This is a genomic window from Bacillus sp. LB7 (genome assembly GCF_030449715.1).
Lineage (GTDB): Bacteria > Bacillota > Bacilli > Bacillales > Bacillaceae > Bacillus > Bacillus paralicheniformis.
This window is the reverse complement of the sequence record NZ_JASGCA010000004.1, coordinates 201,806-219,846: the sequence shown is the minus strand read 5'-3', so window position 1 is coordinate 219,846 and position 18,041 is coordinate 201,806. Positions and strand designations below refer to the sequence as shown.

General features: G+C 47.0%; 21 protein-coding genes, 3 riboswitches and 1 other annotated feature. Of the genes, 15 read left to right on the top strand and 6 right to left on the bottom strand.

What is annotated here, in order from left to right; all coding sequences use genetic code 11:
* From QMZ64_RS07715 to QMZ64_RS07675, 9 genes are all read left to right on the top strand, one after another.
* Positions 1 to 750 (top strand): DUF1129 domain-containing protein, encoded by a 750-nt coding sequence (locus QMZ64_RS07715; RefSeq protein ID WP_265627228.1) that lies wholly within the window; start codon positions 1 to 3, stop codon positions 748 to 750.
* A 92-nt stretch (positions 751 to 842) separates the two neighbouring features.
* Positions 843 to 1,343 (top strand): small multi-drug export protein, encoded by a 501-nt coding sequence (locus QMZ64_RS07710; RefSeq protein WP_243939922.1) that lies wholly within the window; start codon positions 843 to 845, stop codon positions 1,341 to 1,343.
* Between the two features lie 4 nt (positions 1,344 to 1,347).
* A complete protein-coding gene (locus QMZ64_RS07705; RefSeq protein ID WP_265627227.1) occupies positions 1,348 to 1,869 on the top strand; it encodes a DinB family protein in 522 nt (173 codons plus the stop codon).
* 46 nt (positions 1,870 to 1,915) lie between these two features.
* Positions 1,916 to 2,018: riboswitch (guanidine-I (ykkC/yxkD leader) on the top strand.
* Between the two features lie 59 nt (positions 2,019 to 2,077).
* Complete coding sequence (locus QMZ64_RS07700) at positions 2,078 to 2,407, top strand: DMT family transporter (protein WP_165426807.1); 330 nt, start codon at positions 2,078 to 2,080, stop codon at positions 2,405 to 2,407.
* Positions 2,407 to 2,721, top strand: coding sequence for a DMT family transporter (locus tag QMZ64_RS07695; protein ID WP_165426808.1), 315 nt, complete (start codon positions 2,407 to 2,409; stop codon positions 2,719 to 2,721). Before QMZ64_RS07700 ends, QMZ64_RS07695 begins: the two co-directional genes overlap by 1 nt.
* A 112-nt stretch (positions 2,722 to 2,833) precedes the next feature.
* A complete protein-coding gene (gene purU, locus QMZ64_RS07690; RefSeq protein WP_265627226.1) occupies positions 2,834 to 3,736 on the top strand; it encodes a formyltetrahydrofolate deformylase in 903 nt (300 codons plus the stop codon).
* Between the two features lie 55 nt (positions 3,737 to 3,791).
* Positions 3,792 to 4,010, top strand: a binding site (T-box leader).
* Between the two features lie 60 nt (positions 4,011 to 4,070).
* A complete protein-coding gene (proB, locus tag QMZ64_RS07685; RefSeq protein ID WP_243939928.1) occupies positions 4,071 to 5,168 on the top strand; it encodes a glutamate 5-kinase in 1,098 nt (365 codons plus the stop codon).
* Between the two features lie 12 nt (positions 5,169 to 5,180).
* A complete protein-coding gene (locus QMZ64_RS07680; protein WP_265627225.1) occupies positions 5,181 to 6,428 on the top strand; it encodes a glutamate-5-semialdehyde dehydrogenase in 1,248 nt (415 codons plus the stop codon).
* Positions 6,429 to 6,536: 108 nt separating this feature from the next.
* A complete protein-coding gene (locus tag QMZ64_RS07675; RefSeq protein WP_265627825.1) occupies positions 6,537 to 6,962 on the top strand; it encodes an organic hydroperoxide resistance protein in 426 nt (141 codons plus the stop codon).
* A 42-nt stretch (positions 6,963 to 7,004) separates the two neighbouring features.
* Here the strand turns inward: QMZ64_RS07675 and QMZ64_RS07670 are convergent, their stop codons facing one another.
* Positions 7,005 to 7,457: a MarR family winged helix-turn-helix transcriptional regulator gene (locus QMZ64_RS07670; protein ID WP_265627223.1), complete on the bottom strand. Its 453-nt coding sequence runs from the start codon at positions 7,455 to 7,457 to the stop codon at positions 7,005 to 7,007.
* A 160-nt stretch (positions 7,458 to 7,617) separates the two neighbouring features.
* Here QMZ64_RS07670 and ohrB point away from each other — a divergent pair, with 160 nt between their 5' ends.
* Both ohrB and QMZ64_RS07660 read left to right on the top strand, forming a co-directional pair.
* Positions 7,618 to 8,031, top strand: coding sequence for an organic hydroperoxide resistance protein OhrB (gene ohrB, locus QMZ64_RS07665; protein WP_265627222.1), 414 nt, complete (start codon positions 7,618 to 7,620; stop codon positions 8,029 to 8,031).
* Between the two features lie 70 nt (positions 8,032 to 8,101).
* Positions 8,102 to 8,764: a hypothetical protein gene (locus QMZ64_RS07660; RefSeq protein WP_265627221.1), complete on the top strand. Its 663-nt coding sequence runs from the start codon at positions 8,102 to 8,104 to the stop codon at positions 8,762 to 8,764.
* A 33-nt stretch (positions 8,765 to 8,797) separates the two neighbouring features.
* Here the strand turns inward: QMZ64_RS07660 and guaD are convergent, their stop codons facing one another.
* Complete coding sequence (gene guaD, locus QMZ64_RS07655) at positions 8,798 to 9,268, bottom strand: guanine deaminase (RefSeq protein ID WP_020451105.1); 471 nt, start codon at positions 9,266 to 9,268, stop codon at positions 8,798 to 8,800.
* A gap of 146 nt (positions 9,269 to 9,414) precedes the next feature.
* On the opposite strand from guaD, the gene QMZ64_RS07650 reads away from it, so the two are divergent.
* Entirely contained in the window at positions 9,415 to 10,047 is a 633-nt protein-coding gene (locus QMZ64_RS07650; RefSeq protein ID WP_265627220.1) for a histidine phosphatase family protein, read from the top strand.
* A 167-nt stretch (positions 10,048 to 10,214) separates the two neighbouring features.
* Here QMZ64_RS07650 and QMZ64_RS07645 read toward each other — a convergent pair whose 3' ends face one another.
* The 4 genes from QMZ64_RS07645 to QMZ64_RS07630 form a co-directional block, all read right to left on the bottom strand.
* Positions 10,215 to 10,928 carry a hypothetical protein gene (locus QMZ64_RS07645; protein WP_265627219.1) on the bottom strand — a complete coding sequence of 238 codons (714 nt, stop codon included), beginning with the start codon at positions 10,926 to 10,928 and terminating at the stop codon, positions 10,215 to 10,217.
* Positions 10,925 to 11,239 carry a DUF5082 domain-containing protein gene (locus QMZ64_RS07640; protein WP_265627218.1) on the bottom strand — a complete coding sequence of 105 codons (315 nt, stop codon included), beginning with the start codon at positions 11,237 to 11,239 and terminating at the stop codon, positions 10,925 to 10,927. The genes QMZ64_RS07645 and QMZ64_RS07640 overlap by 4 nt, the downstream gene beginning before the upstream one ends.
* 207 nt (positions 11,240 to 11,446) lie before the next feature.
* Positions 11,447 to 13,735, bottom strand: coding sequence for a 5-methyltetrahydropteroyltriglutamate--homocysteine S-methyltransferase (gene metE, locus QMZ64_RS07635; RefSeq protein ID WP_265627217.1), 2,289 nt, complete (start codon positions 13,733 to 13,735; stop codon positions 11,447 to 11,449).
* 149 nt (positions 13,736 to 13,884) lie between these two features.
* Positions 13,885 to 14,073: riboswitch (cobalamin riboswitch) on the bottom strand.
* 130 nt (positions 14,074 to 14,203) lie between these two features.
* Complete coding sequence (locus QMZ64_RS07630; RefSeq protein WP_243939948.1) at positions 14,204 to 15,157, bottom strand: S8 family peptidase; 954 nt, start codon at positions 15,155 to 15,157, stop codon at positions 14,204 to 14,206.
* A 292-nt stretch (positions 15,158 to 15,449) separates the two neighbouring features.
* Here QMZ64_RS07630 and QMZ64_RS07625 point away from each other — a divergent pair, with 292 nt between their 5' ends.
* The 3 genes from QMZ64_RS07625 to QMZ64_RS07615 all read left to right on the top strand — a co-directional run bounded on the left by QMZ64_RS07625 (position 15,450) and on the right by QMZ64_RS07615 (position 18,010).
* On the top strand, positions 15,450 to 15,605 hold the full coding sequence (locus QMZ64_RS07625) for a transcriptional regulator SplA domain-containing protein (RefSeq protein ID WP_243939950.1): 156 nt from the start codon (positions 15,450 to 15,452) through the stop codon (positions 15,603 to 15,605).
* Positions 15,606 to 15,744: 139 nt separating this feature from the next.
* Positions 15,745 to 15,909, top strand: a riboswitch (M-box (ykoK) riboswitch).
* A gap of 248 nt (positions 15,910 to 16,157) precedes the next feature.
* Entirely contained in the window at positions 16,158 to 17,513 is a 1,356-nt protein-coding gene (mgtE, locus tag QMZ64_RS07620; protein WP_243939953.1) for a magnesium transporter, read from the top strand.
* A gap of 89 nt (positions 17,514 to 17,602) precedes the next feature.
* Positions 17,603 to 18,010: a hypothetical protein gene (locus tag QMZ64_RS07615; protein WP_301441222.1), complete on the top strand. Its 408-nt coding sequence runs from the start codon at positions 17,603 to 17,605 to the stop codon at positions 18,008 to 18,010.
* Positions 18,011 to 18,041: the final 31 nt, after the last annotated feature.

The following is an 18,041-nucleotide window of genomic DNA, read 5'->3' as shown; positions in this document are numbered from 1 at the left end:
GTGCTATCAAAGGACATGCAAAACGTATTGGACGACATGAGATTGTATTTAATGTCTGTAGGAAAAAGCGACAAAGAAATTGAAGGGATCATGAATGAGCTGACTGTTCATGCCTTGGAAGGGGAAAAGGAAGGAAAAACCGTCCGGCAAATTTTTGGTGACTCTCCCAAGTCATATGTTCAAGCGCTGTCAAAAGAGCTTTCATCAAGGCCGGGGGAGATCGCCAAGTTGTTGTTTGCCATTTTGATCGGCGCGATATCCTATTTTATATTCAGTGACGCCGTGAACGACAGCCTCAATTATTCGGTCTATGTACTGGCAGGCTATCCGCTTTATATTTTGCTGGCAGCGGCTATGTTACCGCTCTTGGGCCGCGTTTCAGCGTTTAAAGGGAAGAAAACGGCCTTCATGTATACGATGATGTACACCGCTTTGACGTTTTTTCCGATTTTGGCGATTATTTTTATTGACCGGCAATTCGGGACACCTGTTCTTTCGTTTGACGGGGGAAGCCGCTGGCTGATTATGGCTCTGTCGTTTCTCGTGATCGTACTTTTGTCTTTCAGGTTGAAAGCTGCAGCCTTGTCCATATTGCCGCTGCTTTTAGCCGGAACGCATTTTTTGTTTCAGTATATGAAGTGGGATTCAGCCGGAGCCATGATGGCAGAAACTTATATTCCCTATATCGGGCTGTTGCTCGTCATGTTCATTGAGACAAAGCGTGCGAAAAATACGGCTCACTATGAATGAAATATTGAAGAGCATTATATTTTTTAAGGTAAAGACTCTTGCCTTTTGGCGATCACAACGTTTATGATCAGAGCATGAAAGGTGGCCGATATATGGATACGATGTGGGGCTATGTACTCGTCTTTATTTTGGCTGCGATTCCGTGGTTTGAAGTGATCGGTGTCGTGCCGCTAGCGATCATTGCCGGGCTTAAACCGGTTCCGTCAGCTATTATTGCACTATTCGGAAATCTGTTAACCGTACTGCTGCTTATTTTTTTAATTGACAAAGTGAAGGCGTGGCTTGAAAGAAGACGCGGGGAGCGGGGAACAGAGACCGATAAGCTCTCAAAAAGGAAAAGCAGGGCGAAAAAAATATGGCTGACCTACGGCATCCCGGGCCTTTCTTTCGTGGGACCTTTCTTTATCGGCTCCCACTTAACCGCGTTTATGTGCATGGGTTTTGGGGCCAAGCGCAGGCAAACGGCGCTGTGGATGACGGGGAGTCTCGCAGTATGGACAACGGCATCGGCTGTCGCTGCCTACTATGGTTTCAGTTTCCTCGCTCCTGAAAATGAAGGGCTGCTGAAAAATATCTTTAAACAAGAGGAGTGAAGTCATGCCGTTTTTGAAAGATTTATCTCCAGTTGAAGAGATGGCGCCGACAGTCGGGATGCTTTTTTCAGCGGTCAATGAAAACATCGAACGGCTGAAATCAATCGTCTCCGGCATCAGCCAGGAGGAGCTGGAATATAAGGGGGAGCATGGCGATAAAAACAGCATCGCCCAGCTGATCTATCATTTAATCAATGTCGATATTCGCTGGGTATACAGGCTGAAGGGAAGCGAATTTCCAATAGAGCTGGAAGAGAAATACGGGCCGATGACAGATGAAAACGGACGATTGGCGGAGGTAAAAGGCTTACCCTTATCCGTGTTAATCGAGTGGTATGACGAGGTGCTGAAGATGTTGAAACGCACCGTTAAAGGCTTTTCGGAAACAGACTTGCTGAAGAAGGTTCCGTATGAGGGAGGATTTGCGACGATCCGCTGGGGAATCTGGCATATGTCTGATCATAACCGCTATCACCAGGCGCATATCCAAGCCTGCTTAGGGGAGTACCGCAGGCAAAACAGTTGATTTTTTCGAATGATTTGGTATGATGCTAATTAGCAAACTTCATAGCGTTAAAGTTTTCTAGGGTTCCGCGCATTCGGATGTGGTCTGGTCCGAGAGAAAACACATATGATTTGTTCATATGCACACGGAGGGATAAAAGCCCGGGAGTATCGTTTTCATCGATAACCCGGGTTTTTTCTTTTGCTGAAAATGAATTGGAGGGATTGTGATGAGATGGGGCAGTGTCATACTTGCGGCCTTGTTTGAAATTGGCTGGGTCATGGGGCTGAAACACGCTGATTCGGCTCTTGAATGGATCGGCACGGCGGCGGCCGTCGTGATGAGCTTTTATATACTGGTGAAGGCGGGAGAGAAGCTGCCGGTCGGAACCGTGTATGCCGTATTTACCGGACTCGGCACGGCGGGAACGGTCGTCTGTGAAATCGTCTTGTTTCATGAGCCGGCAAATATCGCCAAGCTTGCTCTGATCGGTGTTTTGCTATGCGGCGTGATCGGCTTGAAGCTTGTAACAAATGAAGAGAAAGGGGAGGTGTCATAATGGAATGGATCTGCCTCATCGCCGCCGGCTTGCTGGAAATGCTCGGCGTGACGATGATGAACCAGTTTCATAAAGACAAGCGGATGAGATGGATCTTTTTGTTGATCATCGGTTTTGCCGCCTCGTTTTTCTTGCTTTCCCTTGCGATGGAGACGCTGCCGATGGGAACGGCGTATGCAGTTTGGACAGGGATCGGCACGGTTGGAGGAGCGCTTGTCGGCATTCTGTTTTACGGAGAGCCGAAAGACGGAAAGCGCATCTTTTTCATCGCGCTCATTTTGGGATCTGCCGTCGGGCTGAAACTGATAAGCTAGAGTCCGGCCCGGCACTTTAAGGCAAATGGGCGTCCGTAAATTGATTTTTCAATAAACTCCAGTATAATGAAAAGATAGTTTACGAATTACAAGCAAAGAGGGTTTTACGAAAATGAATGCATATATGAAACAGCAGTTATCGCAATATCAGGAAATCAATAACGATAAGGCCCGCCTTCTGGTCAGCTGTCCGGATCAGCCTGGAATCGTTGCCGCCGTATCTTCATTTTTATTTGAAAACGGCGCGAATATTATTGAATCGAGCCAGTATACGACAGACCCCGAAGGAGGCCGGTTCTTTCTGCGAATTGAGTTTGAAGCCGAAGGCATCCGCGAAAAGATCGAACAGATGAAAGCGGCGTTTGCCGCTGTGGCGGAGTCCTTCCAAATGACGTGGAGCATGAATTTGGCGAGCGAGCTGAAACGCGTCGCGATCTTCGTATCAAAAGAGCTTCACTGCCTGCATGAACTGCTATGGGAATGGCAGAGCGGCAATTTGATGGCGGAAATTGCAGCGGTTATCAGCAATCATGAAGAGGCAAGAGAAACCGTTGAATCGTTCAATATCCCGTTCCTTTATATGAAAGCGAACAAAGACATCCGTGAGGAAGTGGAAAAACAGCAGCTGAAATGGCTTGAAGAGTACCGTGCAGATGTCATCGTTCTCGCCCGCTACATGCAGATTTTAACACCTGATTTTGTCTCGGCTCATCCGAACAAAATCATTAATATTCACCACTCCTTCCTGCCGGCTTTTATCGGAGCAAATCCGTATAAACGGGCATATGAAAGAGGCGTTAAACTGATCGGGGCAACATCGCATTATGTGACAAACGAATTGGATGAAGGCCCGATCATCGAACAGGATATCGAACGGGTCGACCACAGAGACAATGTGGAAGCATTGAAAAACATCGGCCGTACGATTGAGAGAAGCGTTTTGGCACGAGCGGTCAAATGGCACTTGGAAGACCGGATTATCGTGCATGGAAACAAGACGATCGTCTTCAATTAAATTGTTTGATCTCCCTCTTGACAGAGGCGTTTTTCCTAGGCATAATAATAAAAAATCACGAGCGTTGAAGAGGGCCAGTAAGCAGTTCTTTCTGTGAAAGAGAGTGAAATGGCATGCTGAAACATTTCACCACATGAAACCTGCCGAACCTGCCTCAGAGTCTCAGGGGGAAAACCTGGGCGCATACCCTGGCGTTAAAGGGGAAAGAGGAGTGCGCTTATTTCTCGCGCATTCAATGAAGGTGGTACCGCGGAAAGCTCTTTTCGTCCTTTTTATTTGGACGAAAAGGGCTTTTTTTGTTGGCTTCTGCCAGATCATCTCGGAGGGAAAAAACGTGAAAAAACAACGGATTGTCATTAAAATCGGAAGCAGTTCATTAACCAACTCGAAAGGCAGCATCGATGAGGAGAAGATCAATGACCATGTTCGGGCGATCGCTGCTCTGAAAAAAGAAGGCCACGAAGTCATCTTTATTTCGTCCGGCGCTGTCGCTGCGGGATTTTTACAGCTCGGCTATCCCGCGAGGCCTGTCACGCTAAAGGGGAAACAGGCTGCAGCGGCCGTCGGCCAGAGCTTGTTAATGCAAACATATATCGAGCATTTTGCAGACCGCGATATCAAGCCTGCGCAAATCTTATTGACGAGGAACGATTTTGCCAAACGGGAACGGTATCGAAATGCATATGCGACCATAATGGAACTGATTGAACGGGGGCTTGTCCCGATTATTAATGAAAATGATTCGGTATCTGTTGAAGAATTGACGTTTGGAGACAATGACATGCTTTCCGCCCTGGTGAGCGGACTGATTCATGCCGACAAACTCATCATTTTAACGGATATTAACGGCCTCTATGACTCGAATCCGAATGAACATCCTGATGCCCGCCGTTTTGATTACATTCCCGAAATTACGGACGAACTTTTGGGCTGCGCCGCTTCCGCCGGTTCAAAAGTCGGGACGGGCGGAATGAAGTCGAAACTTTTGGCGGCAAAAACCGCTCTTTCACTCGGCGTCAATGTTTTCATAGGCGCCGGAGAGGGAGATGATAAGCTGATTCAGATTTTAAAAGGAAACGGGGACGGCACCTATATCGGTCAATCCGACTTGTCTTCCGTCAACAATCATAGACAGTGGATCGCTTTTCATTCTCCTGTCTCAGGGAAGATTACCATTGATGAGGGGGCTGAGCTGGCGATTACCGAAAATGGCGGCAGCTTGCTGCCGGCCGGCGTAACAGCAATATCCGGGGATTTTCCGAAAGGGGCGGTTGTCGAAGTTTACGGACCGAGCGGCTTGGCCGGAAAAGGCCAAACGCTGTACTCCGCAGCAGAGCTTGAAGAGGTGAAAGGGAAACGAAGCGATGAGTTCCATCATGAAGAAGGGATAGAAGTCATCCATCGAAATGATTGGGTAAGTATTAAAGAATAAGGGGATGAAAGAATGAGCGAAGTGATTGAAAAAGCAAAAAAGGCTAAAGCTGCAAAAGAAGAACTGATTCATCAGCCGACTGAAAAGAAAAATGAGGCGCTTTCCTTCATCGCCGAGGCGCTCCGCTTTAAGCAAGATGAGATATTGGCAGCAAACGAGAAAGATATCGCTCGCGGAAAAGAAAAAGGCGTTTCACCTGCGCTGCTTGACCGCCTTGCCTTAACGCCGGAGAGGCTGAATGATATAGCAGACGCCGTCATGCTGCTCATCAAGCTTGAAGATCCTGTGGGGGAAACGCTTGAAACGATCCGCAAAGACAACGGGCTTTTCATTGAAAATGTCAGGGTGCCGCTCGGAGTCGTCGGCATGATCTACGAGGCCCGGCCGAATGTAACGGTCGACGCTGCGACCCTCTGTTTGAAAACGGGAAATGCCGTCATCCTGCGGGGCAGTTCATCAGCCATCAACAGCAATCAAGCGCTCGTCCGCGTGATCAGAGAAGCGCTCGAACAATCTGCGCTTCCGCAGGATGCCGTTCAGCTCATTGAAGATACAAGCAGGGAAGCGGCACAACAGCTGTTCACGTTAAACGACGGCTTGGATGTGCTGATTCCGCGAGGAGGGAAAAACCTCATCGATATGGTGGTGCGGGAATCCACAGTGCCTGTCCTTGAAACAGGCGCGGGGAACTGTCACATATTCATTGATGAATCGGCAAAGCCCGACATGGCCGAGCAGGTTGTAATCAATGCCAAAACGCAGCGTCCTTCTGTCTGCAATGCGATTGAAACGGTGCTTATCCATAAAGACTGGGCGGAAGAGCATACGACAGCGCTGCTTCAAAAGCTTGAAGAAGCAGGTGTTGAAATCAGGGGAGACGAAGCCGTATGCGCGATGCTGCCATCTGCGGTTCCTGCTCGCGAGACCGACTGGGAAACCGAGTTTCTTGCACCGGTTGTCAGCATCAAAACGGTCGCCGGAATCGCTGAAGCCATCCGGCACATCAGGCAGTACGGCACACGTCATTCGGAAGCGATTCTGACTGAAAATCAGGAAAACGCCCGGTTTTTCTTAACGTCTGTTGACGCTGCAGCAGTTTACCACAATGCTTCCACGCGTTTTACGGACGGCTATGAATTCGGCTACGGCGCCGAAATCGGCATCAGCACGCAAAAGCTTCATGCAAGGGGGCCGATGGGCCTTAAAGCGCTGACTTCTTCTAAATATATCATTAAAGGAAACGGACAAATTCGGATATGAAAGTGAAACATCCTGTTTTGACATGCAGACAGGATGTTTTTTTGTTGCGTTATCGTATTTAATTTTATAAAATTAAATTGTGCACAATTTAAATTAAGGAGACGATTAATCATGAAACCGCTATTTACCTCGCAAGCTACTGCCAAAGGCGGCAGAGACGGACAAGTCACCTCATCTGACCGCGTCCTTGAGCTGGAGCTGGCCATGCCGGGTACGCCAAAAGCCAAAAAGAACGAAAATGCCACCAATCCGGAGCAGCTGTTTGCCGCCGGATACGCGGCATGCTTTGACAGTGCATTGCAATTGACCGCCCAAAAAGCGCGTCTTCGAATGGAGACAGAGGTGACGGCGAACGTCAGCCTTCTGAAAGATGAAGCAGATGGAGGCTATAAGCTCAGTGTCACGCTGCAAGTAAAAGGAACCGGTGTCGAACAGCCGGAACTCGAAAAACTTGTTCATCAAGCTCATAACGTTTGCCCATATTCAAAAGCGATTTCCGGAAATGTTGATGTCAGCCTTGAAGTGATTTCTTAAAAAGAGAGGCGCCTTCATATCGAAGGCGCCTTTTTGCTGTCTTTACAGCGCATCTGTTTTTTTCGTCAATGAAGCCAGAAGGGATTCAAGCGTTTGTTTCAAGTTCTTCAGTTCGCCAGCCGACAGATCGGTCCGGGCGATCATGTGTTGCGGAATGCTGCTCGCTTTTTCCTGAAGTGCCAGGCCGTCTGCTGTCAGCCTGACGACCACAGACCGTTCATCTTCAGGTGACCGCTCCCTTGTTAAAAGCCCGTGCTGCTCCATTCTCTTCAGCATCGGCGTCAGTGTGCCGGAATCGAGATAAAGGAGCTTGCCCATTGTTTTGACGTTTAATTCCCCGTGTTCCCATAATAAAAGGAGTACGAGGTACTGCGGATACGTAATATTGAGTTCATCAAGCAGCGGCTTGTAAAGCTTCGTCATTTCACGCGAACTGGCATAAAGGAGAAAACAAAGCTGTCTGTCAAGCCTCATATGTTCAAATTCGTTTGTCATTGTTTCACCAACTCTTTTCTATGTTCCTTTTTATTGTATAAGATTTTTCGTTCTTTTCCCATTGCTCTGCAGAAAATCCGAAAAAACAAAAACGGATGTTTAAAAAACTCATTTTGTGAAATATAAAGAGTAGAGGAAAAAAACGTAAGGAGGAATCAGGATGACTGCAATATTTACAGCAAAAGTTACGGCCAAAGGCGGAAGATCTGGACATGTCAAATCAGATGACGGGGTTTTGGACCACAACATTGTCATGCCAAATGAAAAAAAAGATGGCGAATCAGGGACAAATCCTGAACAGCTCTTTGCGGCGGGATACGCGGCGTGCTTCGGCGGCGCATTAGAGCATGTCGCAAAACAAAAAGGCATTGACATCGATTCTGAGGTCGAGGGCCATGTGAGCTTGCTGAAGGATGAGAGTGACGGCGGTTTTAAAATCGGCGTCAAGCTGATCGTCACATCAGGCGGGGTAGACAAAGAAAAAGCGAAAGAGCTGGTCGAAGCCGCGCATGACTTTTGCCCTTATTCAAAAGCGACGAGAGGAAATATCGACGTCAATCTTGAAGTAAAATAAACAAACGGGAAAGATGAAAACGAGAAAGCAAACAAGCTTGTTTGCTTTCTTTTTTAGAAAGGAGCAGCAAATGGCATATTTAAAAAAAGCGCTTGTATTCGCCGTGCTCTCTGCCGCCTTCGTCCTTGCAGGATGCGGAACTGGAGCGAAGGAGAACAACGGAAATCAACCCTCCGCTGATACGGCCAAACAGAAAGCGCCTGATTTGAAAACATATTCTCTTGACAAAAAAATCCGGTCTGAAGAAGATTTTGATTTGATAGGCAAGTATGTTCATGCCGAAGACGACCAAATCACGCTTGAAATAAAGGATAAGGAACTGATTGTCCCGAAAAGCAGCCGTTTTCACAGCGAAGACGACCATGATGACTTAATCGGGAAGCTTGTGAAGGTAGAGGTGGACGGAAAAACGCAAGAAGCGGAAGATGCCGAGCTCATGCCGCAGTCAAAAGCCGACCAAAACGGCGTATATGAACAGGAGAAAGACGGGAGCCAAAAAATCATTGCCGCGTTTGTCAGCGAATCGGAGCAAAACATTACAATCAAAACAAAAGCAGGGGAAAAAACTTATCAGAAAACAGCTGATTTTGAGAGGGATGTCGCCGAAGCACCTGAAAAACTGAAAGGGAAAATCGTCAGGCTTGAAATTGAAAAGGATGGAAAGGCGGAAAGTCTTGACTTGGAATCTGAAGATCAAAAGCTTGAATGGTATGAGCCGTCTGCTTCAAAATGAAAAAGCTTCCTACACCAGGAAGCTTTCTTTATTTTAATATTCCACTTTTTGATCGGTCGTTTCCCATGTGAGAAAAGGCTCAAGCTTTGCTTGAAGGTCCATTTTATAAAAGGGAATTGTCCGTTCGCTTTGCGTTTTGGTGATTTCTTCATAAATAAAAGAATCGTCAAAACCGGCCGATGCGGCATCTGAATGCTGAGCGGCGAAGTAAACTTCCTTCGGTCTTGCCCAGTAGATGGCTCCCAGGCACATTGGGCACGGCTCGCAGCTTGTATAAAGAATGCAGTCGTTCAGCTGATAATCGCCAAGTGCTTCACAGGCGAGCCGAATAGCCGTTACCTCAGCATGCGCGGTCGGATCATTGCTTGTTGTGACATTGTTTTTTCCCTCGGCGATAATTTGGCCGTCTTTGACAATCACAGCGCCAAAAGGTCCGCCCGTGCCGCTTTTCACGCTCTCCACCGCAAGGTCGATTGCGCGCTGCAAAAATGTTTCATGATTCATTTCTGTATCCTCCTTGGTTGTCCTGCCTTCTTATTATAGCTGATGAATCCTGCAAAATAAATGCGCATCAGAATATTCAGTATGTTTGATTTCGGACGGTCCATCGCATACAATGAATGCTAGAATGATGAACGGGGGATGATGTTTTGCTTACATTATATATTGCAAGACACGGGCAGACGGAATGGAATATTGAAAAAAGAATGCAAGGCTGGGAAGACTCCAATTTAACGGCTTTGGGGCTGGCAAACGCAAATGCCCTCGGCGAACGGCTGAAAGATGTTCAATTCCAAGCGGCATATTCCAGTCCAAGCGGCAGGGCCGTTGATTCTGCGCGGGCTATGCTGCAGAACCGCAGTGTTCCCTTTATAACAGACGACAGATTAAAAGAAATCTCGATCGGCCGCTGGGAAGGAAAAACGTATGATGAGATCAAACAAAGCGATCCTGACTTGCTGGAAGCGTATTTTAATGCGCCTGAAACATACATGCCTGATGAAGGAGAGAGCTTTTACGATTTTGAAAGACGGGTCAGCCGGGCGTATGAATCCATTCTCCGCCGCCATCGGGAAGGCAATGTCCTCATTGTCAGCCATTCCGTGTTTATTTTAATGCTCTTGAATCTGTTAAAAAAGAGGCCGGTCAGTGAACTGTGGAACTCAAGCTATGTTCATGACACAGCTCTTGCGGTTGTAACAGTTTCCGAGGATGGAAGCGTCACGATCGATAGAGAAGGAGACGGGGAACATAGAGTAGAAGCAAAGAATGCCACCTGGTGAGCACGCCAAAAAGCCTGATTTCAACAATCAGGCTTTCAGCGTGTCGCCAACCCTCGCATTCGTTGGCAGGCCGCTCACGAATAGGAGAAGGATCGGCGGCAAACCATCCAGGCGTCCTGCCTGAACGCCGCCGTCATCACATCCTGTTGAAGTCCGCTCCGAGCCTCTTAGCCGGAATACATTTTGGCACTGAAGCTGTGGAGCGTGGCAGCGGAAATCGTTTTGTTTTTTGAAAGACAAACGGTTTTGACATCTGCCGCATCTGCTTCCGCTTTTTTTCCGAAAAGGAAGACCGTAAGAGAAAGCGGGCCTTTTGCGATTTGCTGATATGCCAGAAGGCAAAGGTTATCGGCGATTGTGCGGCTGATCATGCGGCGTGCTGACCACAGCTGCTGCTGTCCCTCTTCATCTAACTGAATATATGCTGCGGCTCGTTTTTTCGTAAAGAGTCCTGACAGACCGTTTTGTTTGAGCTGCTTCATGAGAGCAAGCGGTTCAGACAGCGGCGGCGCGGTCAGTCTGTAGCTGTCGGGGGAACATTTGGCTGCAGCCAAAAAAGACATGATCGGCAGGTAGCCCGCCAGACGCCCGCCGCTGTGGAAGAGCTTCTCTGCAAGCATTTGATCGGTCTTTTTCATGCGGATTTCTGTAAAGTGCAGGAGATGCTGCAAATCATCGAGCGTGTGTAAAAATCCATTGAGTTCATGTTCCATTTCGGATTGCGCCTGATCGATGCCGTATGTCCTTGCTGTTTTTACGCTGGAGAAAAGAACATGAAAATGGCGGTTCAAAAGGCGTATTAAATCGCTGATTCGTTGGTGGGAATAGCGAAATTGGCGGGCGAGCGCTTGCAGATCATTGATGTTCAGCCGGATCGTCATGTCAGCTCCTCGGCTTTCAGCTGAAGCCGCTCAATTTCATCGGACGCCTGCTCCTTAATGGCCCTCAGCTTGTCATACACGCGCGATTCCGCCCGGTCAAGGTCGTCCAAAAGCGCGTCATACATTTCGCGCGCCTGTCCGCGCCATCCGTTGATATACATTTGGTGCGCTTTTAAAATAGAAGAACTTTCCTGCCTCAGCTCATCAATGGCGGCAGTCACTTCTTTTACGTATAACTGTAGAGAGTGAATGTCTTCCTGATATATTTTTCGTTTGATTTTTCGTTCTAACGCTATTCCATCGTCAATCACTACATATTTTCCTTCCCTTCCATCATCTACTACAAATATGTTAAAAGAAAAGGATACGGAAGGAAATCGTACGAATGAATCAAAAGTCTTAATGATTTTTGGGCGGACGCACCTTATATAACGGTTCTTTCGACCTAAAAAGGGCTGAGGACATGAAAAGAGCCGCCCGTGTGAACAGGCGGCGTTTGTGTTGGGTTTTTTGTGAAATTAAACAGTTTGAGCCAGTTTGCCTCTTGCTTGTTTGGCTGCTTCAACCATATGTTTAAGCGCTGCGATCGTTTCTTCAGGCTGTCTCGTTTTTAAACCGCAGTCAGGGTTGACCCAGAAGCGGTCAGCCGGGCAGACTTTCAGCGCGTCTTCTATGATCGTGAGCATTTCATCGCTGGAAGGGACGCGGGGGCTGTGAATATCATAGACGCCAAGCCCAAGCCCTTTCAGGTAAGGGTGCTGTTCCAGATAATCAAGGAATCCGCCGTGGCTTCTGCTGTGTTCGATCGTAATGACGTCTGCGTCAAGATCTTCGATCGTGTCTACGATATCTTCAAAGTTGCTGTAGCACATATGCGTATGAATTTGCGTCGTATCTTCCACTGATGAAGTGGACAGTCTGAACGCTTCGGCAGCCCATTTAAGGTACTCGTCCCAATCCCGTTCTTTAAGCGGCAGGCCTTCTCTCAAAGCAGGTTCATCGACCTGGATGATTTGAATGCCTGCTTTTTCGAGCGCTTCAACCTCTTTGCGGAGAGCTTGGGCGATTTGGAAGGCAATCTCTTTTCTCGGCAGATCATAGCGGGCAAAGGACCAGTTTAAAATGGTAACAGGCCCTGTCAGCATGCCCTTGACTTTCTTCGAGGTCAAGGATTGGGCGTAAACTGTTTCTTTTACCGTCATCGGCTCTTTAAACTCGACATCTCCGTAGATGACCGGCGGACGGACGCAGCGGGAACCGTATGACTGAACCCAGGCGTATTTGGTAAAGGCGAATCCTCCGAGCTTTTCACCGAAATATTCAACCATGTCTGTCCGTTCGAATTCTCCGTGAACGAGAACGTCAAGTCCGAGCTCTTCCTGAATGTCAATCCATTTCTTTGTTTCTTCCTGAATAAATACTTCATACTGCTCGTCAGACCATTCTTTTTTCCGCCATTTTTGCCGCGCGCTCCGCACTTCCGCCGTCTGCGGGAAGCTGCCGATCGTTGTTGTCGGCAATAGAGGAAGTCCGAGAGATTCATTTTGGATCCGCAGTCTTTCTTCAAAAGCTGTCGGACGTTTAAAGTCTTCCTCGGTCAGCTTGTCTCTTTCTTCGGCAAAGGCCGAATTTGTCGCTGCACCGTATCGTTTGAGAGCTTGAAGGTGTCCGTGAGCTTCATCGATTTCCGCTTGGATGGCCGCTTTTCCGGAAACAAGTCCGTTCTTCAGCAGTGTAAGCTCCAGAAGCTTTTCTTTTGCAAAAGATAAACCGTTCAAGAGATCATTGGCAAGATGCTCGTCCGGGTGTTTTGCGACAGGGACGTGAAGCAGGCTGTTTGAAGGCTGAATCCAGACTTCGTCAACACCCGCACTCCGGATCAGCTCAAGCGCCAGGTCCAGGCGTTCTTCGAGATTGGCTTTCCAAATGTTGCGCCCGTCTAAAATACCGGCGGCAAGGACTTTGTCTTTAGGAAAACCGTGCGCTTTTAAATGCTCGAAGTTTTTCCCTTTATCATGAACAAAATCAAGACCAATCCCGGCGACAGGAAACGATATCAACTCTTCATAAGCGTCAACCGAATCAAAATAGGTTTGCAGAAGGATATTCAGTCCAGGGACTTCCTCTGTCAACGTCTGATAGATTTCTTTGACTGCAGCCGCTTCTTCATGTGAAGCCGTCACTAGAGCAGGCTCGTCGATTTGCACCCATTTGCCGCCTTCCTGCTCAATCTCTTTCAGAACTTGGATGTAAAGAGGCGTCATTTGGTTATAAATATCTTTGATATCTTGTTGTTCATAGCCTTTTGCAAGGGCTACGAAAGTGTAAAGGCCGAGTATGACGGGCTTCGTTTCTGTTCCCAATGCTGCTTTTGCTCTTTTGTAATCTTCAAGCGGTTTGTTTCTCGTCACGCGGTATTGTGCGCCTTTTTCAAATTCAGGCACAATATAATGGTAGTTTGTGTTAAACCATTTTGTCATTTCACACGATACAGCATCTTTCGTGCCTCTCGCCATTGCGAAATAAGTATCTAACGGATCATGTACATCCTTGAATCTTTTTGGAATCCAGTTGAACATCACCGCCGTGTCAAGAACGTGGTCGTAAAGGGTAAAGTCGGAAACCGGTATGATATCGATTTGCTGATCAAGTTGAGTCTGGAGGGCTGCTAAAAATTGTTCGTCCATTTCTTTTAAAAAGGTCTCACGGTCTGTGTTTCCTTTCCAATAAGCCTCAAGCGATTTTTTCCATTCTCTGTTCAAGCCGATTCTTGGAAATCCCAAGCTGCTCGTTTTTACATTTGTCATTCTGGTCTCCTCCTTTTAATGTTCAATAAAAAAGACACTCACACTTCGGACAATGAGAAGGTGAATGCCTGAAAACAGCATTTTTGCGAACGAGAAATAAACGTAGCGATTGTTACGTCAACTCGAACACCTCCTATCGACCGTAGGTTGATGGTGCGTCAGAACAGGCAGGTCTCCTGGCTCATGAATCGACGGTTATTTCCCCCTTCCCGTATAGAAACAGTGGGTTTTATGAAATAACCTCCTCATTCACAGTGGCGGGACCGCGTCGGATTTTCACCAAACTTCCCTTTTAAAATCTAACCTCGTTAGATTACCATGTTCCCGGCGATGAAATTGTTTAGTAGATTATATACCGTCACGATCTTTTAGTCAAAATAATTTTTGAATTCTTGCAATTAAAAAGATTCGGCCTTATCGACAGCCATGAAAAAGGCCGCCGACATTGTCGGCAGCCTCCTTAGGCTGTTAAAGGGAAAGAAGTTTTGCTTCGCCGGCTTTTTCCGCCAGTACCTCCGGCGCCGACAAATATAAAAATCCGTTGCCGATCAGCGCTTTTGAGTAATCAAGAGGAAGCGTGCGGCGGATTAACTGAGCATACAGTTCCGGTTCTGTCAGTTTCCGTTTAAACGCCTCTTCTTCAGCTGACTTAATGAGAGCGAGCGCGCCGCTGACGTGCGGTGTAGCCATCGATGTTCCCGTCAGCTTTCCGTATTGATGATCTGGCAATGTAGAGAGGATTTCTTCTCCAGGTGCAACGAGGTCAATTTCTTTGTTCGCATTTGAGAATTCGGAAGACTCCCGCGTCAATGACACGGACCCGACAGCGATGACTTCATTGTATGCAGCAGGGTATGAGTACTCCTCTGTACGGTCATTGCCGTCGCCTTCGTTTCCGGCGGCGCAGACGACGAGCACTCCGCTTTTCACGGCGTTTGCCACCGCTTCTTTCAATTCCGGAACGTCGGCAGGTCCGCCGAGCGACATTGAAATGATATCGGCTTTTTGTTCGACGGCGTAGTTGATCCCGTTGATGATCCATTCATAATCGCCACTGCCGTCTTCACCGCCGAGCACCTTGACGATTAATAGGTTCGCTTCGGGTGCCACGCCGGAGATGCCGCCGTTTTGATCGTTTGCGGCAATCGTCCCCGCCACATGGGTGCCATGTCCATTATAATCATGAAATTGATCTTCTTTTCCGTTGTCATCATCAGTAAAGTTTCTGCCTCCGATGATTCGGTCTGCCAAATCGGGATGGGTTGCGTCACAGCCTGTGTCAAGCACTGCGACAGTAATATCTTTTCCTTTAAAACCTTGTGACCACAGCTCCGGTGCCTTAATCGCATCGATTCCTTCCGGCAATTCATTCACGTCCATCAGCTTTGTGTCAGTGACATAAGGAATTAATCGCATTTGCATTTCAAAGCCCTCCCTGTTATATGCTGCTTTAGATGGGTTACAAGGTGCGTGATTTTATTGTAAAACATTCACTTTGTTAAAAAAAGGTTCATTTGTATGAATTTTATGAAAAGTTAAAAAATATAGATAATAAAGGAGAAAAGTCGAATAAATGCGAACAATGCTGGAATTGTAAGCGAAAAGACCTGTGAAATCGGTGAAAGGACGAGAGAATCACTAGATATATGAGATTTCGCTTCATCATATTATCACGGCAAAAGGATATCCTATTAAAAAAAGGAGTTGATACAAGATGAAAGAACAAGAAAACGAAAAAAGAGACGAATTGTCAATCGAGCAGGCGGAGTTTGTGCCGCATCCAAAGTATGAAGGAGAATACGCGCTTTTGCTCCACGAAAACTATCACCTGCTGTCAAAGGACGACCTTGAACAGAATAGCGAAAAATAAGAACGGAGCTCAGCATCTCGGCGAAAGAGCTGGTTTAATTTTGACGAAAAAGGGAATCAACCATAATAGAGAGCATTAAGTTTGCTTTTCTTATTGACAGTTATCCTTTTTTTCTGTAATCTCATTGTGTCCGGTAAATACAGCTCTTCGTTAGGTGAGGCTCCTGTATGGAGATACGCTGCTGCCCAAAAATGTCCAAAGACGCCAATGGGTCAACAGAAATCATCGATCTAAGGTGATTTTTAATGCAGCTGGCATGCTGCCTATGCCATACAGTGCTAAAGCTCTACGATGGAAGGCGTTAGGGTTTTATTTTGTATGGCTTTTAACACCTTCATTTCAATGAAATAGGTGTTTTTTTATTTTTTGAGGAAAGTGAACTTTCCGTATTAAACAAGGAGGTGGAAGTATGGATTCTCCCCATTCGAGGCGGTTTAAACATACGAGAAATATTTTACAGCATCACACATTGATTGATGAGGAGATCCTTATACTTCACCCCTTTTGCTATGGTGATATAAGGATCTCCTGAAAAGGGAGGTACAGATTGCCATGGTAAAAAACATGACATATGATGAACTGATTTTACGCATTATTATTTTGCTGAGAGACGGAAAGCGAAAAGAGTTTCAAAGCGTTTTAGAAGAACTGCAGCCTTATGATATGGCGATTCTGTTTAAGGAGATGCCCGAAAAGCACCGCGGCCGGTATCTGTCTTTTTTAACGGTTGAAGACATTACCGATCTCATGGGCGAACTGGACAGAGAAGAGCAGCTTGTCGTTTTGAACAAGGTCGGCAAAGAAAAAGCGATCCATGTGATGAATAAAATGGACAACGACGACCTTGCCGCGCTCTTCGAGGAAATGGACCCAGAGCTGAAAGACCAGCTTCTTTCCAGCATGGAAGCGGAAGAATCTGAAGCGGTCCGGGTCCTGATGAACTACCCGCCAGAAACAGCGGGAAGAATCATGACAAACCGCTATGTCTGGATTCCGCAGCATTACACGGTAAAAGAAGCGGTCGTCAAGCTGAAAAGCTTTGCGGAAATCGCAGAGTCGATCAACTATTTATATGTTATCAATGAGCAAAAGCAGCTTGTCGGGGTTATCTCATACCGGGATCTTATTTTGGCAGAACCTGATGAGAAGGTTCAGGATTTAATGTTTACAAGGGTGATATCGGCGGACGCTCTTCAAGATCAGGAAGAAGTCGCAAGGCTCATCGAGCGGTACGACTTTCTGGCGATTCCCGTTGTAGAAAAAGACCATGAACTGGTCGGGATCGTAACGGTTGACGACATTATCGACATCGTCATCCAGGAAGCGAATGAAGACTACGAAAAATTTGCTGCATCAGGTAAAGCGATCACGTTTGATACAAAATCGTATGTCGCTGCATACCGTCGTCTGCCGTGGCTGATCTTGCTTCTGTTCATCGGTTTGATCTCTGGCAGCATCATGAGCTATTTTGAAGACACGCTGCAGCAAGTTGTCGCATTGGCCTTTTTTATGCCGATGATCGCGGGAATGACGGGTAACACAGGAACACAGTCTCTCGCTGTCGTCATCAGAGGGCTGTCAAAAGAAGAGCTCAACAAAAAAACGATTTTCCGTTTGATTTTCCGGGAGCTCAGAGCCGGGATTATTATCGGCGTCGTGTGTGCGGTCGTGATTACGGGAATCGCGATTGTATGGCAGGGGAATCTGCTGCTCGGTTTTGTGGTAGGGACTTCGCTTTTTGCCACACTGATCATCGGAACGATGGCTGGAACGATCGTCCCGATCATCCTTCACAAGTGCAACGTCGACCCTGCAATTGCATCGGGTCCGCTGATTACAACATTAAATGACATTTTGTCACTGCTGATCTATTTCGGTATTGCAACTGCATTCATTCATTCGCTGTAAGCAGCAGCCCTCCTTTTTAGGGAGGGTTTTTTGCTTGCCAGAATCCGTAAAAGCCTATATATTTTAGGCAGAGATCAGGGGGGATTGGTATGAGAAGATTTGCACCTGTGCTGATTTGTTTAGCCGTTGCAATGGTTGCTGCCGGCTGTCAGAATGAAGATGAAGGAAAAGACAGGCGGCTCGTCGCAGTCGAGGATATGCTTGAGGCGATATTGAACGATGATGTATCAAAGATGAAGCGGTTGTACGTGGAGGGCGCAACCCCCTCTCCGGAAACAATCCTGGAAAACAAACAGAAATGGGGAATTTCCGGGCTTCGTGCTGATGATTTTCAAATTTCTGAAGCGAGCATCCATGTGTTTCATGCCGCTTATAAGATGGAAAATACCGGTCAGCCCGGAACGATCGCGTTTCGGATACGCAATGATCCAGATAAAGGCGTTATGATCGATTTCATTGGATACATAAAGGAAACGAAACAGCAGGAAAACAGGTGACGAATCATCCGGAGGGAATGATTCGTTTTTT